Annotated in this window: 14 protein-coding genes; 3 read left to right on the top strand and 11 right to left on the bottom strand. The window is 71.8% G+C overall.

The genetic code is table 11. The features are described 5' to 3' along the window. Position 1: 1 nt before the first annotated feature. Complete coding sequence (locus tag ACFWHU_RS07500) at positions 2-1090, top strand: prenyltransferase/squalene oxidase repeat-containing protein (RefSeq protein ID WP_387224472.1); 1089 nt, start codon at positions 2-4, stop codon at positions 1088-1090. 20 nt (positions 1091-1110) lie between these two features. Here the strand turns inward: ACFWHU_RS07500 and ACFWHU_RS07495 are convergent, their stop codons facing one another. The 5 genes from ACFWHU_RS07495 to ACFWHU_RS07475 all read right to left on the bottom strand — a co-directional run bounded on the left by ACFWHU_RS07495 (position 1111) and on the right by ACFWHU_RS07475 (position 6319). After that, positions 1111-1404: a hypothetical protein gene (locus ACFWHU_RS07495; RefSeq protein ID WP_385792905.1), complete on the bottom strand. Its 294-nt coding sequence runs from the start codon at positions 1402-1404 to the stop codon at positions 1111-1113. Between the two features lie 124 nt (positions 1405-1528). Beyond that, the gene (locus ACFWHU_RS07490; protein WP_385792906.1) at positions 1529-2368 is read right to left on the bottom strand and encodes a hypothetical protein; all 840 of its coding nucleotides are present in this window, start codon (positions 2366-2368) and stop codon (positions 1529-1531) included. A 324-nt stretch (positions 2369-2692) separates the two neighbouring features. Further along, positions 2693-3679, bottom strand: coding sequence for an N-acetylmuramoyl-L-alanine amidase (locus tag ACFWHU_RS07485; protein ID WP_387224284.1), 987 nt, complete (start codon positions 3677-3679; stop codon positions 2693-2695). Positions 3680-3710: 31 nt separating this feature from the next. After that, positions 3711-4394, bottom strand: a complete 684-nt coding sequence (locus ACFWHU_RS07480) for a class I SAM-dependent methyltransferase (protein ID WP_385793101.1) — start codon at positions 4392-4394, stop codon at positions 3711-3713. Between the two features lie 116 nt (positions 4395-4510). Continuing rightward, positions 4511-6319 (bottom strand): MFS transporter, encoded by a 1809-nt coding sequence (locus tag ACFWHU_RS07475; RefSeq protein WP_387224282.1) that lies wholly within the window; start codon positions 6317-6319, stop codon positions 4511-4513. 225 nt (positions 6320-6544) lie between these two features. Here ACFWHU_RS07475 and ACFWHU_RS07470 point away from each other — a divergent pair, with 225 nt between their 5' ends. Continuing rightward, complete coding sequence (locus tag ACFWHU_RS07470) at positions 6545-8005, top strand: MFS transporter (RefSeq protein ID WP_387224281.1); 1461 nt, start codon at positions 6545-6547, stop codon at positions 8003-8005. 63 nt (positions 8006-8068) lie between these two features. Here ACFWHU_RS07470 and ACFWHU_RS07465 read toward each other — a convergent pair whose 3' ends face one another. The 6 genes from ACFWHU_RS07465 to ACFWHU_RS07440 all read right to left on the bottom strand — a co-directional run bounded on the left by ACFWHU_RS07465 (position 8069) and on the right by ACFWHU_RS07440 (position 13347). Then, entirely contained in the window at positions 8069-8674 is a 606-nt protein-coding gene (locus ACFWHU_RS07465) for a response regulator (RefSeq protein ID WP_385792914.1), read from the bottom strand. Further along, positions 8671-9930: a sensor histidine kinase gene (locus tag ACFWHU_RS07460; RefSeq protein ID WP_387224279.1), complete on the bottom strand. Its 1260-nt coding sequence runs from the start codon at positions 9928-9930 to the stop codon at positions 8671-8673. The genes ACFWHU_RS07465 and ACFWHU_RS07460 overlap by 4 nt, the downstream gene beginning before the upstream one ends. After that, positions 9927-10652, bottom strand: a complete 726-nt coding sequence (locus ACFWHU_RS07455; RefSeq protein ID WP_385792917.1) for an ABC transporter permease — start codon at positions 10650-10652, stop codon at positions 9927-9929. Before ACFWHU_RS07455 ends, ACFWHU_RS07460 begins: the two co-directional genes overlap by 4 nt. After that, positions 10652-11596 carry an ABC transporter ATP-binding protein gene (locus ACFWHU_RS07450; protein WP_387224277.1) on the bottom strand — a complete coding sequence of 315 codons (945 nt, stop codon included), beginning with the start codon at positions 11594-11596 and terminating at the stop codon, positions 10652-10654. Before ACFWHU_RS07450 ends, ACFWHU_RS07455 begins: the two co-directional genes overlap by 1 nt. Before the next feature lie 190 nt (positions 11597-11786). Next, positions 11787-11957 (bottom strand): hypothetical protein, encoded by a 171-nt coding sequence (locus tag ACFWHU_RS07445; RefSeq protein ID WP_387224276.1) that lies wholly within the window; start codon positions 11955-11957, stop codon positions 11787-11789. A 109-nt stretch (positions 11958-12066) separates the two neighbouring features. Then, a complete protein-coding gene (locus ACFWHU_RS07440; protein ID WP_387224275.1) occupies positions 12067-13347 on the bottom strand; it encodes a hypothetical protein in 1281 nt (426 codons plus the stop codon). A 181-nt stretch (positions 13348-13528) separates the two neighbouring features. Between ACFWHU_RS07440 and ACFWHU_RS07435 the strand changes: the two genes are divergently transcribed. Beyond that, positions 13529-14563, top strand: coding sequence for an ABC transporter substrate-binding protein (locus ACFWHU_RS07435; protein ID WP_387224274.1), 1035 nt, complete (start codon positions 13529-13531; stop codon positions 14561-14563). Positions 14564-14687: the final 124 nt, after the last annotated feature.

Raw genomic sequence — 14687 nt, 5'->3', positions numbered from 1 at the left:
CTTGCCCGGTCGCGGACCCGACCGCACCGAACACCTCGTCCTGCCCGGTGTCCTGACGGCTGATCAGGCCGACGAGACCGTCGCCGGCATCCTCGCCGTCCAGCGCCCCGACGGCGCCATCCCCTGGTTCCGCGGACACCACCTCGATCCGTGGGACCACACCGAGGCCGCCATGGCGCTCGACGCGTCCGGCGAACACGAGGCGGCCGCGCGCGCGTACGAGTGGCTGGCCCGGCACCAGAACGAGGACGGGTCCTGGTACGCCGCCTACGACGACGGCGAGGCTGCCCGGCCCACCGACCTGAGCCGTGAGAGCAACTTCTGCGCCTATCCCGCCGTCGGCGTCTGGCACCACTACCTGGCCACCGGAGACGAGGCCTTCCTCGACCGGATGTGGCCCGTCGTGCGCTCCGCCGTCGAGTTCGTCCTGGCACTCCAGCGGCCCGGTGGGCAGATCGGCTGGAAGCGCGAGGCCGACGGCACGCCCGTCGACGACGCGCTGCTGACCGGCAGTTCGTCCGTGCACCAAGCGCTGCGCTGTGCGCTCGCCATCGCCGAGGAACGTGAGGAGCCCCAGCCCGACTGGGAGCTGGCGGCCGGATCGCTCGCGCACGCGATCCGTGAGCACCCCGAACGGTTCCTCGACAAGAGCCGCTACTCGATGGACTGGTACTACCCGGTCCTCGGCGGGGCGATGACCGGAACACAGGCGAAGGCGCGGATCGAGGAGGGCTGGGACCGTTTCGTCGTCCCGGAACTCGGGGTGCGCTGCGTACTGCCCAACCCGTGGGTGACCGGCGGCGAGAGCTGTGAACTCGCCCTGGCGCTCTGGGTGGTGGGCGAGTCGGACCGGGCGCTGGACGTACTCCAGTCCATCGGGCATCTGCGCGCGGACGGCGGAATGTACTGGACGGGCTATGTCTTCGAGGGCGAGAAGGCCGTCTGGCCCGAGGAGTTGACGAGCTGGACGGCCGCCTCACTGCTGCTGGCCGTGGCCGCGCTCGGGGGGGACGAGGCGACCACGGCGGTCTTCAGCGGTGAGAGGCTGCCGTCCGGACTTGAGCCGGACTGCTGCGAACGGGTCGGCTGAGCAGGGCTGTTGACGGGCCGTCAGACCCGACGGATCCGGCCGGCCAGCGCGTGGCCGATGAACAGGTAGACCACGGCCGCGAGACCGTAGCCGCACACCACCCGAGCCCATGCCTCGTCGAAGGTGAACAGGTCGTATGACCAGCCGGCGAGCCAGCGTGCCGCGTCCTGGACGAAGTTCACCAGGTCGTTGGCGCGGTTGGCGTCCAGCAGGTACATCAAAATCCACAGGCCCAAGATGAAGGCCATGACATCCGCGATCACTACGAGGATCGTGGCTGCTGCGCTGCTTCCACTGCGTTGACGTGTGGCCATGACGTCCGTGTTGCCGCTCCGGGGCGGGTGAAACCCCCCACCTGGCCGACATGCTGTGTCCGGTGTACGCCGACGGCCCCCGCCCGGGGAGGGCGGGGGCCGTCGGATGTGTGGTGCGCGCCGCTCAGCCGCGCTGGATGCCGGTCGTGTCCTGAAGCAGACCGCGACGGCCGTCCTGCGTCTGGGCGATCAGGCCCGGACCGCGCTGCTCGACGGCCAAGTACCAGGTACCCGGAGCGAGTTCGGCGATCGGGGACGGCGAGCCGTCCTCGCCGTACAGGGGACGGGCCACCGGCACGGCGAACCAGAACGGCTCGAAGTTGCCGCCGGACGAGCCGTCCTGCTTGGGACCCGGGGCCCCCGGCTGTCCGCCCTGCGAGGGCTGACCCGGACCCGGCTGGCCCGGCTGGGCACCGCCGTACGCCGGCTGGGGCTGACCCGGCTGGCCGCCGTAAGGCTGCTGCTGGGCGCCCGGGTAGCCGTAACCCTGGCCGGGGTGGCCCGGCTGGCCGTACGGCGAAGCGACCTGCGGCTTCGGGGCGCCGACGAGCGGCGCCTTGAGGGCGGGAACGAGCGGGGTGGCGAGGGCGCCCGCGGCGAGCACGATGGTGGCGAGCAGGCCGAGGATCAGGCCGGCGCCCGCGTTGTTCGCGTCGATGATGGTCCAGAACGCGGTCCACAGGGCGAAGACGGTCAGGGCGACACCGAACTGGCCGAGGTCGAGACCTGCCACCTTGCGGCCCGGCATGCCGCGACCGACGACGATGAGCGCGGCGCCGATGATGCCGGCGATGTAGATGCTCATCACAAGACCGAGCGAGTCCCAGGCGTTCGAGCTGTAGCTCGAGCAGTCGACGCCCTGCGGGCAGTCGATGCCGACGAGGTCGAGGAACGAGGCGATGAACAGCACCACCGCTGCTCCGATCACCACGCCATCGCCTCGTGTGAGGGAGCGGATGTTCACGTTGAAAAGTCCTTCGTAGGTCGTCTCGTCGGGGCGGTCGCCACCGTCGCTGGGGCGACGGCGAGGGGTGCGAAGCTCGGGGGCGGCTCCCTATCGTACGGATAAATCTATCGTCTGCCCGAGCGGGGCGTCTCCTCGGTTACGGGCCACCTCGGAAGAGGACCACGGCAGGCCCTCCAACGGTTGCGGGAGTGCGCGAAGAAGAATGGATCGCGGTCTTTTCGTTGTGAATCCGTTGCCATTTCCGGCTGTTCGGAGGTGTTACCCCGCGTTTTCGCGTGCCGTTCCCCGCGTTCGGCTATCGGCCGGGGGTAACGGGTGTGGCTATCGGTTCAGGAAACTACTGATCCCGTCCGCCATTCCCTGTGCCGCCTTCTGCCGCCAGTCGGCGCTCGTCAGCAGGGCGATGTCCTTCGTGTCACGCATGTTGCCGCACTCGATGAAGACCTTGGGCACGGTGGAGAGATTCAGCCCGCCGAGGTCGTCACGCACATCAAGTCCCGTACCCCCGCCGAGATAATTGGACGGAGCGCTTCCGGTCGTGCGTACGAAATTGCCCGCGATGCGTTCGCCGAGATCGCGCGAGGGGGCCACGATCTTCGAGGTGTCGGCCCCGCCCGACTTCACCAGTGCGGGAAGGATGACATGGAAGCCGCGGTTGCCCGTGGCCGAGCCGTCCGCGTGGATGGAGATGACCGCGTCGGCACCGGCCTTGTTGCCGATTTCCGCGCGCTCGTCCACGCACGGTCCCCACGCCCGGTCGTTCTCGTGTGTCAGTTTCACCGTCGCTCCCTCTTTACGGAGGAGAGTGCGGAGGCGCTGTGAAACATCGGCGGTGAATTCCGCTTCCGTGTAACCGGAGTTGCCCGAGGTGCCCGTGGTGTCGCATTCCTTGCGATTGGTTCCGATGTCCACGAGTTTGTTGATCTCGGTCGTGTGTTTGAAGTTGCCGGGGTTGTGCCCGGGGTCGATGACGACGGTCCGGCCCGCGAGCGGCCCGTCACCGGGAGCGGGCCCCGCCTCACCCGGAGCGGCGTCGTCGCCGGACGCCGGCTTCGACGGCGACTTCGAGGCGGACGGCCTCGGCTCCGGTCCGGACGAACCCGGCCGCTGCGACGGTTCGGCCGAGGCGACCGCGCTCGCGCCCTGCGCGGGGAGCCCGGCCGGGCCCCCGTCGTCGGACCCGCCGGTGGCCTGCCAGATCAGCCAGCCGGCGAAGGCACCCGGCACCAGGGCCGCGGCGGCGAGGGTGAGCGTGAGCCGCGAGAGGGGGCGGCGGCGGGCGGGGAGGTGGCTTTCGTCGTACGACACCCGGCGATGCTAGTCCGTGAAGGACGGAGCGTCAGGTTCCCGCCCCGGTACGTCGCAGGACACGCAGGGACTCGTGCGCCGAGACCTCGGCGAACGCGCCGGACGCCAGCGCGCGCCGCCACACCCGGTACGGTGCCTGGCCGCCGTCCGCCGGGTCGGGGAACACGTCGTGCACGACCAGCAGCCCGCCCTCGGCGAGATGCGGCGCCCAGCCCTCGTAGTCACCGTTCGCGTGCTCGTCGGTGTGGCCGCCGTCGATGAACACCAGGCCGAGCGGCCCGCCCCAGACGGCCGCCACCTGCGGGGAGCGCCCGACGACCGCCACGACATGGTCCTCCAGACCGGCCGCGTGGAGAGTGCGGCGGAAGGACGGCAGCGTGTCCATCCGGCCGACCTCGGGGTCGACGACGGACGGGTCGTGGTACTCCCAGCCCGGCTGCTGCTCCTCGCTGCCGCGGTGGTGGTCGACGGTCAGCGCCGTGACACCGGCGGCGCGGGCGGCGTCGGCGAGCAGGATCGTGGAACGGCCGCAGTACGTGCCGACTTCGAGCAACGGCAGCCCCAGGGCGGCGGCTTCGGTGGCGGCGGCGTACAGGGCGAGGCCCTCACCGGTCGGCATGAAGCCCTTGGCGCGCTCGAAGGCGGCGAGGACGTCGGGGGAGGGGGTGGGGCCGGCGACCGGGGTCGGTTCGTACGGGGCGGTCCCGGCGGTCATGTGTTCCTCCTGCGTGGGGTGTGCGGTGCGGTCGCCCATGGTGCCGTACGCCGCCCCGCGCGCGGACACGCCCCAGGGGGTGTCCTGTCGATCGGGCAGGATCGGCAAGACGCTCCCTAAGACCGGACCGCCGCCCTGGGCGCCAGCACCAGGTCGACGTCCACCGACAGCGCCCCGCCGAGATAGGTCGCCGGGTGGGCGTGCGGTGCGTAGCCCGTGGCCGAACCCGCCAGGACGTACTCACCGGCGGTCGGCGCCGCGAGCGCGTACCGGCCCTCGTCGTCCGCCGTGGTGAGACCGGCCTGACGGCCGCGGGGGTCGATGAGCGTGACGTTGGCCCGTGAGACGGGCGCGCCGTCGGCGTCCAGCACCCGGCCGCGGAAGCCCCGGACGCCGGTGTCGCCGCCGGAGAGACCACCGGCGACGACGGCGGACCGCCGCACCGCCTCGGCGTCGTCCTCGCTGCTTGCCAGCAGCTCGGTCCGGGGCGAGGCCTTGTGGGACGGCAGGAACGCCGCCAGCGCCAGACCGCCGAGCACGGCGGCCGTGGCGATCATGAACGAGATGCGGAAGCCGTGCAGGCTGGGCACCGCAGTGGGCCCCGTACCGATCGCCGTACGGGCCAGCACCATGCCGATGACGGCGCTGGACACCGACGTACCGATCGAACGGGCCAGGGTGTTCAGCCCGTTGGCGGCGCCGGTCTCCTTCGGGTCGACGGCCCCGACGATCAGGGCGGGCAGCGAGGAGTACGCCAGCCCGATACCCGCGCCGAGGACCACCGAGATGACGACGGTCTGCCAGGCGGCGCTCATCATGACCAGCCCGGCGCCGTAACCGACCGCGATGACCGCCATGCCGATCATCAGCGAGACCTTGGGGCCGCGCCGCGCGGATATCCGGGCGTAGACCGGGGCCACGAACATCATCGTCAGACCGAGCGGGGCGACGCACAGACCCGCGACGACCATGGACTGGCCGAGGCCGTAACCGGTCGAGGTGGGGAGCTGAAGCAGTTGCGGGAGGATCAGCGACACCGCGTAGAACGCGACGCCGACCATCACCGAGACGAGGTTGGTGAGCAGCACCTCGCGGCGCGCGCTCGTACGGAGGTCGACGAGCGGGGCCCTCAGACGCAGCTCCATGAAGCCCCACAGCCCGAGGATCACGACGGCCACCGCGAACAGACCGAGCGTCGTGGACGACGTCCAGCCCCAGGTGCTGCCCTTGGTGATCGGCAGCAGCAGGGCGACGAGACCCGCGGAGAGTCCGAGCGCGCCGAACCAGTCGAACCGGCCGCCCGCCCGTACCGAACTCTCCGGCACCATCAGGACCGTCAGCACCATCGACAGCACGCCGAGCCCGGCGGCGCCGAAGAACAGGGTGTGCCAGTCGGCGTGCTGCGCGACCAACGCGGCGCCGGGCAGGGCGAGTCCGCCGCCGACCCCGATCGACGAGCTCATCAGGGCCATCGCCGAGCCGAGCTTCTCGCGGGGCAGCTCGTCGCGCATGATGCCGATGCCCAGGGGGATCGCGCCCATCGCGAAGCCCTGGAGGGCGCGGCCGGCGATCATCACCGTCAGGTCGTCGGTGAACGCGCAGACCAGCGAGCCGACGACCATGACCGCGAGGCTCGCGAGCAGCATCCGGCGCTTGCCGTACAGATCGCCCAGCCGCCCCATGATCGGGGTGGACACCGCACCGGCGAGCAGCGTCGCCGTGATGACCCATGTCGCGTTGTCGGGCGAGGTGCGGAGCAGCGCCGGCAGGTCCTTGATGATCGGGACGAGCAGGGTCTGCATGACAGCGACGGTGATGCCGGCGAACGCGAGTACCGGGACGACGCCGCCGGTCCCCCGCTTACGCGGAACGGCCCCGGGGACGGGGCCGGATCCCGCGTACTGGTCGGGCGTCGCTTGCGGCATAGGTGAAGCCTCCGGGCAGGGGAAGGGTGGGCGGGGCGGTCGGGTAGATGGAGACTCAACGCTTCCGGCGGCCCCGGTATTCCGCGGGTACGCGGCCGGATCGGGGATCGGGATCCGCCCCGAGTCCGTTCCCGGTGGGCGACAGGACTTAGGCCGCGGGCCCGGTGTCCCGTACGTCGATATCCCGATGTACGGGGCAGGGGTGGGGCTGCGACTATTACGGCCATGGCCCAAGTCCCGGCAGTCTCCGAAACCGAAAACGGCCGCGAGCCCGAATCCGAGCCCGGCTCCGAGAACGCCGTCGCGCGGTCGCCCCGCACCTGGGCCGTCATCGTCGCCGCGTGCGCCGGGCAGTTCCTCGTCGTCCTCGACGTCTCGGTGGTCAACGTCGCCCTGCCGTCGATGCGCACCGACCTCGGTCTCAGCACCATCGGTCTCCAGTGGGTCCTCAACGCCTACTCGATCGCGTTCGCCGGTTTCATGCTCCTCGGCGGCCGGGCCGCCGACATCTTCGGCCGCAAACGGATGTTCCTCACCGGCCTCGGTGTCTTCACCGCCGCGTCCCTGGCCGGCGGTCTCGCGCAGGAGGGCTGGCAACTGCTCGCCGCCCGTGGGGTGCAGGGCCTCGGCGCCGCCGTACTGGCCCCCGCGACGCTCACCATCCTGACCGCCGCCGTCCCCGCCGGACCGGCGCGGACGCGGGCCATAGCGACCTGGGCGGCGGTCGGCGCGGGCGGTGGCGCGGCGGGCGGGCTCGTCGGCGGCGTACTGACCGATGTGCTGTCCTGGCGCTGGGTGCTGCTGATCAACGTGCCCGCCGGGGCGCTGGTCCTGGTCGCCGCAGCGCTGTGGCTGACGGAGAGCCGGGCGAAGGAGGCGCGCCGCCGGCTGGACCTGCCGGGCGCCGTCCTGGTCACGGGCGGGCTCGCCGTCGTCGCGTACGGCATCGTGCAGACCGAGCAGGCGGGCTGGACGGCCGCGGCGACGCTCGTGCCGCTGTCCGGCGGACTGCTGCTGCTCGCGGCCTTCCTGGTGGTGGAGGCGCGCACGGAACAGCCGCTGATGCCACTGAGACTCTTCCGCGTACGGGCGGTCTCGGCGGCCAACGCGGGGATGGTGTTCACCGGTTCGGCGTCGTTCGGCATGTGGTTCTTCATGACGGTCTACGCCCAGAACGTCCTCGGCTACACGCCCCTCGAAGCGGGTCTCGCGCTCATACCGAGTTCGCTGAGCGTGGTCCTCGGCTCCAAGCTGGCGCCCCTGCTGATGCGGCGCATCGGCGCCCGCCATGTCGCGGTCGTCGGCGCCCTCGTGGGGTCCGCGGGATTCGGCTGGCAGTCGATGATGACCGCCGACGGCACCTTCCTGAAGACGATCCTGGGCCCCGGCATCCTGATGATGGCCGGCGCCGGACTGGCCATGACACCGCTCGCCGCCCTCGCGACGGCGAGCGCGGCACCCGGCGAAGCGGGTCTGGTCTCCGGGCTCGTGAACACCTCGCGGACCATGGGCGGGGCCATCGGCCTCGCGGTCCTCTCGACGGTCGCGGCGGCGCGTACGTCCCACGGGACGGGCCCGGTGGCGCTCACCGAGGGGTACGCGCTGGCGTTCAGGACCGGGTCGGGGCTGCTGCTCGCGGCGGCGGTGCTGATGTTCTTCTGGCTGCCGCGCCGGTCGGACACCTAACGGTCGACAGGTGACGGCCGACACGTGAGGGCGCACGCGTAGGGGCGGCGCGCGAGCCGATCCTCAGAGCCAGCCCTGCTGCCGGGCGGCCCGCATGGCCTCCATGCGGTTACGGGTGTGGGTCTTGCCGATCGCCGACGAGAGATAGTTCCGCACGGTCGACTCGGACAGCCGCAGCTTCGCCGCGATGTCGGCGACCGTCGCCCCGTCCACGGAGGCGTTCAGCGCGTCGCGCTCGCGGGCGGTCAGCGGGCTCGGACCCGCGCTCAGCGCGGCGGCGGCCAGCACCGGATCGACCACGGTCTCCCCGGCGAGCACCCGCCGGATCGCCTCGGCCAGCTCCTCCACCGGCCCGTCCTTGACCAGGAAACCCGCGGCCCCCGCCTCCATGGCCCGGCGCAGATAGCCGGGCCTGCCGAACGTGGTGAGGATCAGCACCCGGCAGTCGGGGACCTCGTCGCGCAGGTCGGCGGCGGCGTCGAGACCGCTGCGGCCGGGGAGTTCGATGTCGAGCAGCGCCACGTCGGGACGTGCGGTGAGGGCGGTGGAGACGATGGTGTCACCGGTGGACACCTGGGCGACCACCTCCATGTCCCTCTCCATACCGAGGAGCAGCGCGAGGGCGCCGCGCATCATGCCCTGGTCCTCGGCGAGAAGGACTCTGATCATGCCGGTCGCTCCGATTCCGTCGGTGAAGCCGTCGCCTTGGGCCGCGCGTCCGCCGTGGGATCGACCGGGAGTACGGCGGTCACCCGGAAACCGCGTCCCGCCGAACCGGCCGGCCCCGCTTCGAGCGAACCGCCCGCCACGGCGAGGCGCTCGGTGAGACCCGTCAGGCCCGTACCTCTGTAACCCGTTCCCGATGCCGTACCGGCGTCCACGTCGTCGGCCGGTCCAGAGCGTACGCCGCGACCGTCGTCCGCGATCACCAGCCGGACCCGCTCCGGCGCGCCGTCCACCGTGATCTCGCACCGGGTCGCCCCGCTGTGCCGTACGGCGTTGGTAACGGCCTCCCGTACGACCCAGCCGAGCAGCGCCTCCGTACGCGGTCCCGGCGGCGGCCCCGACTGCCGTACGACCGGTTCGATCCCGGCGGCCGTCAGCGCGGAGCGCGCCCGGTCCAGCTCGGTCGTCAGGCTGGCGTCGCGGTAGCCGGTGACGGCCTCGCGGATCTCGGTCAGCGCCTGCCGGCCGACGGACTCGATGTCGGTGATCTGCTCCAGCGCCGCGTCCATGTCGCGCGGCGCGAGCCTGCGCGCCGCCTCGGACTTCACCACGATCACGGACAGGGTGTGGCCGAGCAGGTCGTGCAGATCGCGCGAGAAGCGCAGCCGCTCCTCCTCGACCGCCGCACGCGCCAGCTCCTGCCGGGTCGAGCGCAGCTCCACCACCGTCTCGGACAGGGCCAGGATCGCCGCGGTGACCAGCATCGAGATGACCGTGCCGTACGCGATGGTGACCGCGCCCCAGCCGTCGTGGACGGCCGCGACGACCGCGACGACGACCGCCAGCGGCGCGCCGACCAGGGCGAGATACCGGCCGCGCAGCACGGTGCCGCAGGCGAGCCCGAACAGCGGGAAGAACAGCAGCCAGCTGCCGCCGTAGGCACCGCCGAGGCCGAACGTCGTCAGGGCCATCCCGGCCAGCGCGAACCAGGTGCCCCGGCTGTGCCGTGCCGACGGGTGGAAGGCGCGGAACACCACGTTGATGTAGAGGGAGTTGAAGACCAGCAGCCCAATCGCGCCGAACCAGGGGTTGGGGGTCTCGCCCTGGGCGAGGTTGGAGAAGGAACCGAGGCCCAGCAACAGCCACGGCAGCATGGCGAATCCCGAGCTCGGCCCCGGCCGCAGCCTGCGCCGGGTCCTCGACTCCCGCCGTGGTGTCCCCACCCGCTCGCGCCGGGTCTTCGTCGCTCCGTCGCTCATACCGTCCTCGCGGACTTGCGGTAGGACATCACAGCGTACGAACCGAACACGGCCAGCCAGCCGAGGAGTACCGCGACCGACGCGATCCCCGGGGCGTGGCCGGCGGTCGTGGCCCAGCCGAGTTCGGCGAAGCCGTGGGCGGGCGTGTACTCGGCGACGGTCCGCAGCCAGCCCGGGAACGCCTCGATCGGGAACCAGAGCCCGCCGAGCACGGCCAGACCCATCAGGGCGCCCACGTTGACCACTCCGGCGGTCTGCGCGGAGAGCCGGTAGCCGTTGCCGATCCCGAACAGCGTGAACGGCAGCGTGCCCACCCACAGCAGCAGGACCAGCACGGCCCACTGCCACGCGTCGAGCCGTACGCCGTTGGACACGGCGCCCGCCGTGAGGACCGCCAGGATCGCGGGCAGGACGGTCACCGAGCTGGTGACCGCACGGCCGAGTACGACCTGACGGGGCCGCATGGGGGTGATGCGCAACTGGCGCAGCCAGCCGAGCGAACGGTCCTCGGCGATGCCCGTGCCGACGCCGACCGCGGCGCCGAGCGCGCCGTAGGCGGCCATGCCGACCATCGCGGTCGTCTTCCAGCCGTCGGCGCCGTCGTCGGCGGGGCCGAGGTTGGTGAACAGCAGATACATCAGCACGGGCATCCCGGCGCCGAAGATCACGAATCCCGGGTCGCGCAGCGTGCGGCGCACTTCGAGCCTGACGTAGTCGAACATCACACCGTCTCCTTCGTCTTCCCGGCACCGGTGAGCGCGAGGAAGGCGTCCTCCAGCGTGGCGTGGGCGACCTCCAGGCCCTTGACCCGGCCGAGGCCGACCAGCGCCACGACGGTCGCGTCGGAGTCGTCCGTACGCAGCCGGGCCCGGTCGCCCCGTACCTCCACCGAGACGACACCCGGCAGTGTGCCGAGCCCTTCCGTGCCGCGCCCCGCGAGGTCGAAGGCGACGAGATGGCCGCCGACCGCGCGCTTGATGCGTTCGCCGCTGCCGTCGGCGACGATCCGGCCGTGGTCGATGACGACGATCCGGTCGGCGTTGTCGTCGGCCTCCTCCATGTAGTGCGTGGAGAACAGGACGGTGTTGCCCCGGCGGGCGTAGGCCCGCATGGACGTCCAGAACGCGCGCCTGGCCTCCACGTCCAGCGCCGCCGTCGGCTCGTCGAGGACGACCAGCTCGGGGCGGCCGGCGAGGGCGATCGCGAAGCGGACGCGCTGCCACTGGCCGCCGGAGAGCTTGTCGACGCGGCGCCCGGCGAGTTCGGTGAGCCCGGCGAGGTCCAGGGCCTCGGCGAGGGGCAGCGGGCGCGGATAGGTGCTCGCGACGAACGACACGAGTTCGCGCACCGTCGTACGGCGGACCGGCCCGCCCTCCTGGAGCATCGCGCCGACCCGCCCCGAGGTCACCGCGCGCTCGGGGGTGTCGCCGAACAGCCGGACGCGGCCGGAGTCGGGCTCGTCGAGGCCGAGCAGCAGGCTGATGGTGGTGGACTTGCCCGCGCCGTTGCGTCCGAGGAGGGCTATGGTCTCGCCGCGTGCGATGTCCAGATCGACGCCGTCCACCGCGCGTACGGCGCCGAAGGACTTGACGACTCCTTCGACGCGGACGGCGGGCACGGTTCCGCGGTGGGTGTCTGGTGTTGCCGTTGCCGTTGGCTGTGTCATGCCGATGACGCTACGGAGAGCGGGCGGTACCCGGAAGGTGCGCATGTACGGACTCGGGCGGGACAAATGTCCTGCCCTCACGCGGTGTTCGCCCGGTGGTCTTCCCTGACGCGGTGTTCGCCCCCGACGCCGGACGGACCCGGGCGGATCCGGAGGCCGTCCGAGTCCGCCCGGCGGTCGAGGACGGAACTCAGGCCGTCTCGATGTTCTCCCCGGGACGGCGGTGGCGTCCGTGGGCCGACGACTGCGAGTCGTCGGTCGCGGCGGCCCCGCCCCGGTGTTTTCCGTGGCCGGTTTCGTCCCGGTCGCCGGCCGCCTGGTGCGGACGGTCCTGGGCCGTGTCTGTTCGGCTTTCAGACATGTGGGAAGTCACCCCGTTAAATCGCTGCATCGCTGCTGTCCTGCTGGCACACGGGGGCCGGCCGTCCCCGTACCGACCGACCGGACCCGCGGCAAAATACTAACCAGCCCTATCCGGCGGCCGTACGCCCGGTGAGGGGTGCCTGTTGCAACGGAACCGGCTTGCACGTGAGGCGAGTTGGCCCCGGCGCGGAGCCATTCCCACCTGCGGCTTCCGCTTGTGCGGGTTCTGTGGCCGATTCGGGCCGTACGTCCGGCGGCGTGCCGTGCCAGGTGTCCATCGGTACGTCACGCGGGACGTCGCGCGGCACCTCCAGCCGGGCCACGCCGCACGGCATCGTGCCCGTGGCGTACGGCAGTTGGAGCACCCCGTCCCGCGACCACAGCCCCGCCCCGGCCAACCAGCCCTCCGGGGGTGACTGTTGGTGGAGCCGCCGGCCCGACGGCCGCCAGGTCCCCACCCACGTACCGGCCGGTCCGTCGATCCGCAGCGCGACCGCGCAGCTCTCCGGCATCAGCACCTGCCCCGGCTGGGCGGCGAACGGCGTGACGACGCGGTCGGCCGGCCGCAGACACTCCGGGAAGCGCACCGGCCGCGCGCTGCCCAACACCCCCCAGCCGAGGAGGTCCTGGCCCGGCGCGTCCGAACGGATCATCAGCAGACCGCTGTCGGCGTCGGCCAGCAGCAGCCGGTCGTTGCTGCCCTCCGTGATCTGGAGCAACGGGCTGACCTCGCCGCGGCGTTCCAGATCGACGGCGACCGCCTTGACCACACCGTCCAGTTCACGGTCGAGGGCGAGCAGCCGCCCCGTACGGTCGAGCCAGACGCCGCCGGTGCAGCGTCCGCGCACGGTCGCGACCGGTTCAGGACCGAAGGCGCCGCCCGCCACCAGCCAGACGGTCGTGCCGTGTTCGCCGGGCGCCAGCGCGTAGGCGCTCGTGCCGTCGGGCGACGGCGGCAGCAGTGTCAGCTCCGGGCACTCGACCGCGCCGAGCGGCAGCTCGCCCGTTCCCGGCCCGGTCGGATAGAGCAGCGAGAACGCCTGCCGGTCCGCCACCCGCCGGTGGATCAACACCCGCCCGTCGGCCAGCGGCAGCACATCGGCGTCGGGCTCCTCGGGCTGGTCGAGGGGGAGCGGTACGGCGTACGGCTCCGGCCCGTCGAGCGTCCACCGCTCGGGGAACCACGCCGTCCCGGCGCCGTCTCCTTCCTCACCCGCCCCCGCCCCTCCCCGTTCCTCGGCTTCCGGGGAAGGGGAGTCGGCGCCGCCGTCCGTACCGAGGGTCAGTCGCGCCGCGTACGAACCGTCCGCCGCGATCGCGAGTCCAGCGCGCCGGACGGCCCCGTCCGACGCGACGCTCTCCACGCTCTCAATGACACAGACTGTCATCGCTCCGTCACCTCCGGCGACGACGGTAGGTTCGCACTCGCTGCCGAACAACACCGGCCCACCCGCTTCACACGTAAGGGTGGCTGGTCCAGGGTTCGGCTGAGGGGGAGGGGGCGGTTGTGCTGACCGGGTCGGGCGTGCCTAAAGTAAGGCATCCCTAAGTAAGACTCTTGGAGCACTGATGTCCGTTAGACGTCGCGGCACGGCCGCACTGGTGGCCCTCGCCGCCGCCCTCTCCCTCGCGGCCTGCGGAAGCGACGGAGGATCGGACGAGAAGTCGCCCCCCGGCGCCGGAGCGGACAAGAAGGCCGTCGCGCAGGGCGGCGAGGACTTCGCGGAGGCGGCGGCGAAGACGGCGGGCTACGGCACCGACGCCGAGCCGGGCGAGTTCCCCCGTACCGTCACCCACGCCATGGGCGAGACCACCCTGAAGGCTCGGCCGGAGCGCGTCATCGTGCTCGACGTCGGCGAGTTCGACAACGTCGTCTCGCTCGGTGTCGAACCGGTCGGCTACGCGCCCACCGAGGGCGACGAGGGCATACCCGAGTACCTGAAGAAGGGCGCGGGCAGCCCCGGGAACGTGGGCACCATCAACGGCCTCAACCTGGAGGCGATCGCGGCCCTCCAGCCCGACCTCATCCTCGGCAGCCAGCTCCGCGCCGCCGACAAGTACGACGAGCTGTCGAAGATCGCCCCCACCGTGTTCGCCATCCGCCCCGGCTTCACCTGGAAGGAGAACTTCCGGCTCAACGCGGCGGCGCTCGACCGGAGCGCGGCGGCCGAGAAGGCACTCGGCGCGTACGACACGAAGGTGAAGGCCCTGTCCGCGGACATCGGCGCCGACAAGCCGACCGTCTCGATGGTGCGGTACATGCCGGGCAAGATCCGCCTGTACGCCAAGGCGTCGTTCATCGGCACGATCCTCGACGACGCCGGTCTGCCGCGCCCCGCGAACCAGCAGATCAACGATCTCGCGGTCGAGGTCAGCCCCGAGAAGATCGACGAGGCGGACGCCGACTGGATCTTCACCGGGGTGTACGGCGACCCCAAGGCCACCAAGCGGGACACCGCGCGCTCGAACCCGCTCTGGAAGAACCTCAAGGCCGTCGAGTCGGGACAGGCCGAGGACGTGCCGGACGAGACCTGGTACCTGGGGCTCGGCGTCACCGCGGCGGAGCTGGTCCTGGACGATCTGCGCGGATACCTGGCGAAGTGACGCGGGCGGGTCCACCGGGCGCGGTCCGGTGGGCCCGTTCGTCCTCGATCGCCGGACGGGCTTGAAGCCGCCCGGCGAGCGAGGTGCCCGGCGACCGGGAGCCGCCCGCCCATGGTCAGAGGAC

The organism is Streptomyces sp. NPDC060366, from assembly GCF_042725135.1.
Classification (GTDB): Bacteria; Actinomycetota; Actinomycetes; order Streptomycetales; family Streptomycetaceae; genus Streptomyces.
This window is presented reverse-complemented; position numbering and strand designations above follow the sequence as displayed.

What these genes read in the sequence shown, in the direction of transcription:
- ACFWHU_RS07495 (WP_385792905.1), bottom strand. Translation starts at nt 1,404, where the DNA reads ATGGCCACACGTCAACGCAGTGGAAGCAGCGCAGCAGCCACGATCCTC.
- ACFWHU_RS07480 (WP_385793101.1), bottom strand. Translation starts at nt 4,394, where the DNA reads ATGACCGCCGGGACCGCCCCGTACGAACCGACCCCGGTCGCCGGCCCC.
- ACFWHU_RS07475 (WP_387224282.1), bottom strand. Translation starts at nt 6,319, where the DNA reads ATGCCGCAAGCGACGCCCGACCAGTACGCGGGATCCGGCCCCGTCCCC.
- ACFWHU_RS07470 (WP_387224281.1), top strand. Translation starts at nt 6,545, where the DNA reads ATGGCCCAAGTCCCGGCAGTCTCCGAAACCGAAAACGGCCGCGAGCCC.
- ACFWHU_RS07465 (WP_385792914.1), bottom strand. Translation starts at nt 8,674, where the DNA reads ATGATCAGAGTCCTTCTCGCCGAGGACCAGGGCATGATGCGCGGCGCC.
- ACFWHU_RS07460 (WP_387224279.1), bottom strand. Translation starts at nt 9,930, where the DNA reads ATGAGCGACGGAGCGACGAAGACCCGGCGCGAGCGGGTGGGGACACCA.
- ACFWHU_RS07455 (WP_385792917.1), bottom strand. Translation starts at nt 10,652, where the DNA reads ATGTTCGACTACGTCAGGCTCGAAGTGCGCCGCACGCTGCGCGACCCG.
- ACFWHU_RS07450 (WP_387224277.1), bottom strand. Translation starts at nt 11,596, where the DNA reads ATGACACAGCCAACGGCAACGGCAACACCAGACACCCACCGCGGAACC.
- ACFWHU_RS07445 (WP_387224276.1), bottom strand. Translation starts at nt 11,957, where the DNA reads ATGTCTGAAAGCCGAACAGACACGGCCCAGGACCGTCCGCACCAGGCG.
- ACFWHU_RS07440 (WP_387224275.1), bottom strand. Translation starts at nt 13,347, where the DNA reads ATGACAGTCTGTGTCATTGAGAGCGTGGAGAGCGTCGCGTCGGACGGG.
- ACFWHU_RS07435 (WP_387224274.1), top strand. Translation starts at nt 13,529, where the DNA reads ATGTCCGTTAGACGTCGCGGCACGGCCGCACTGGTGGCCCTCGCCGCC.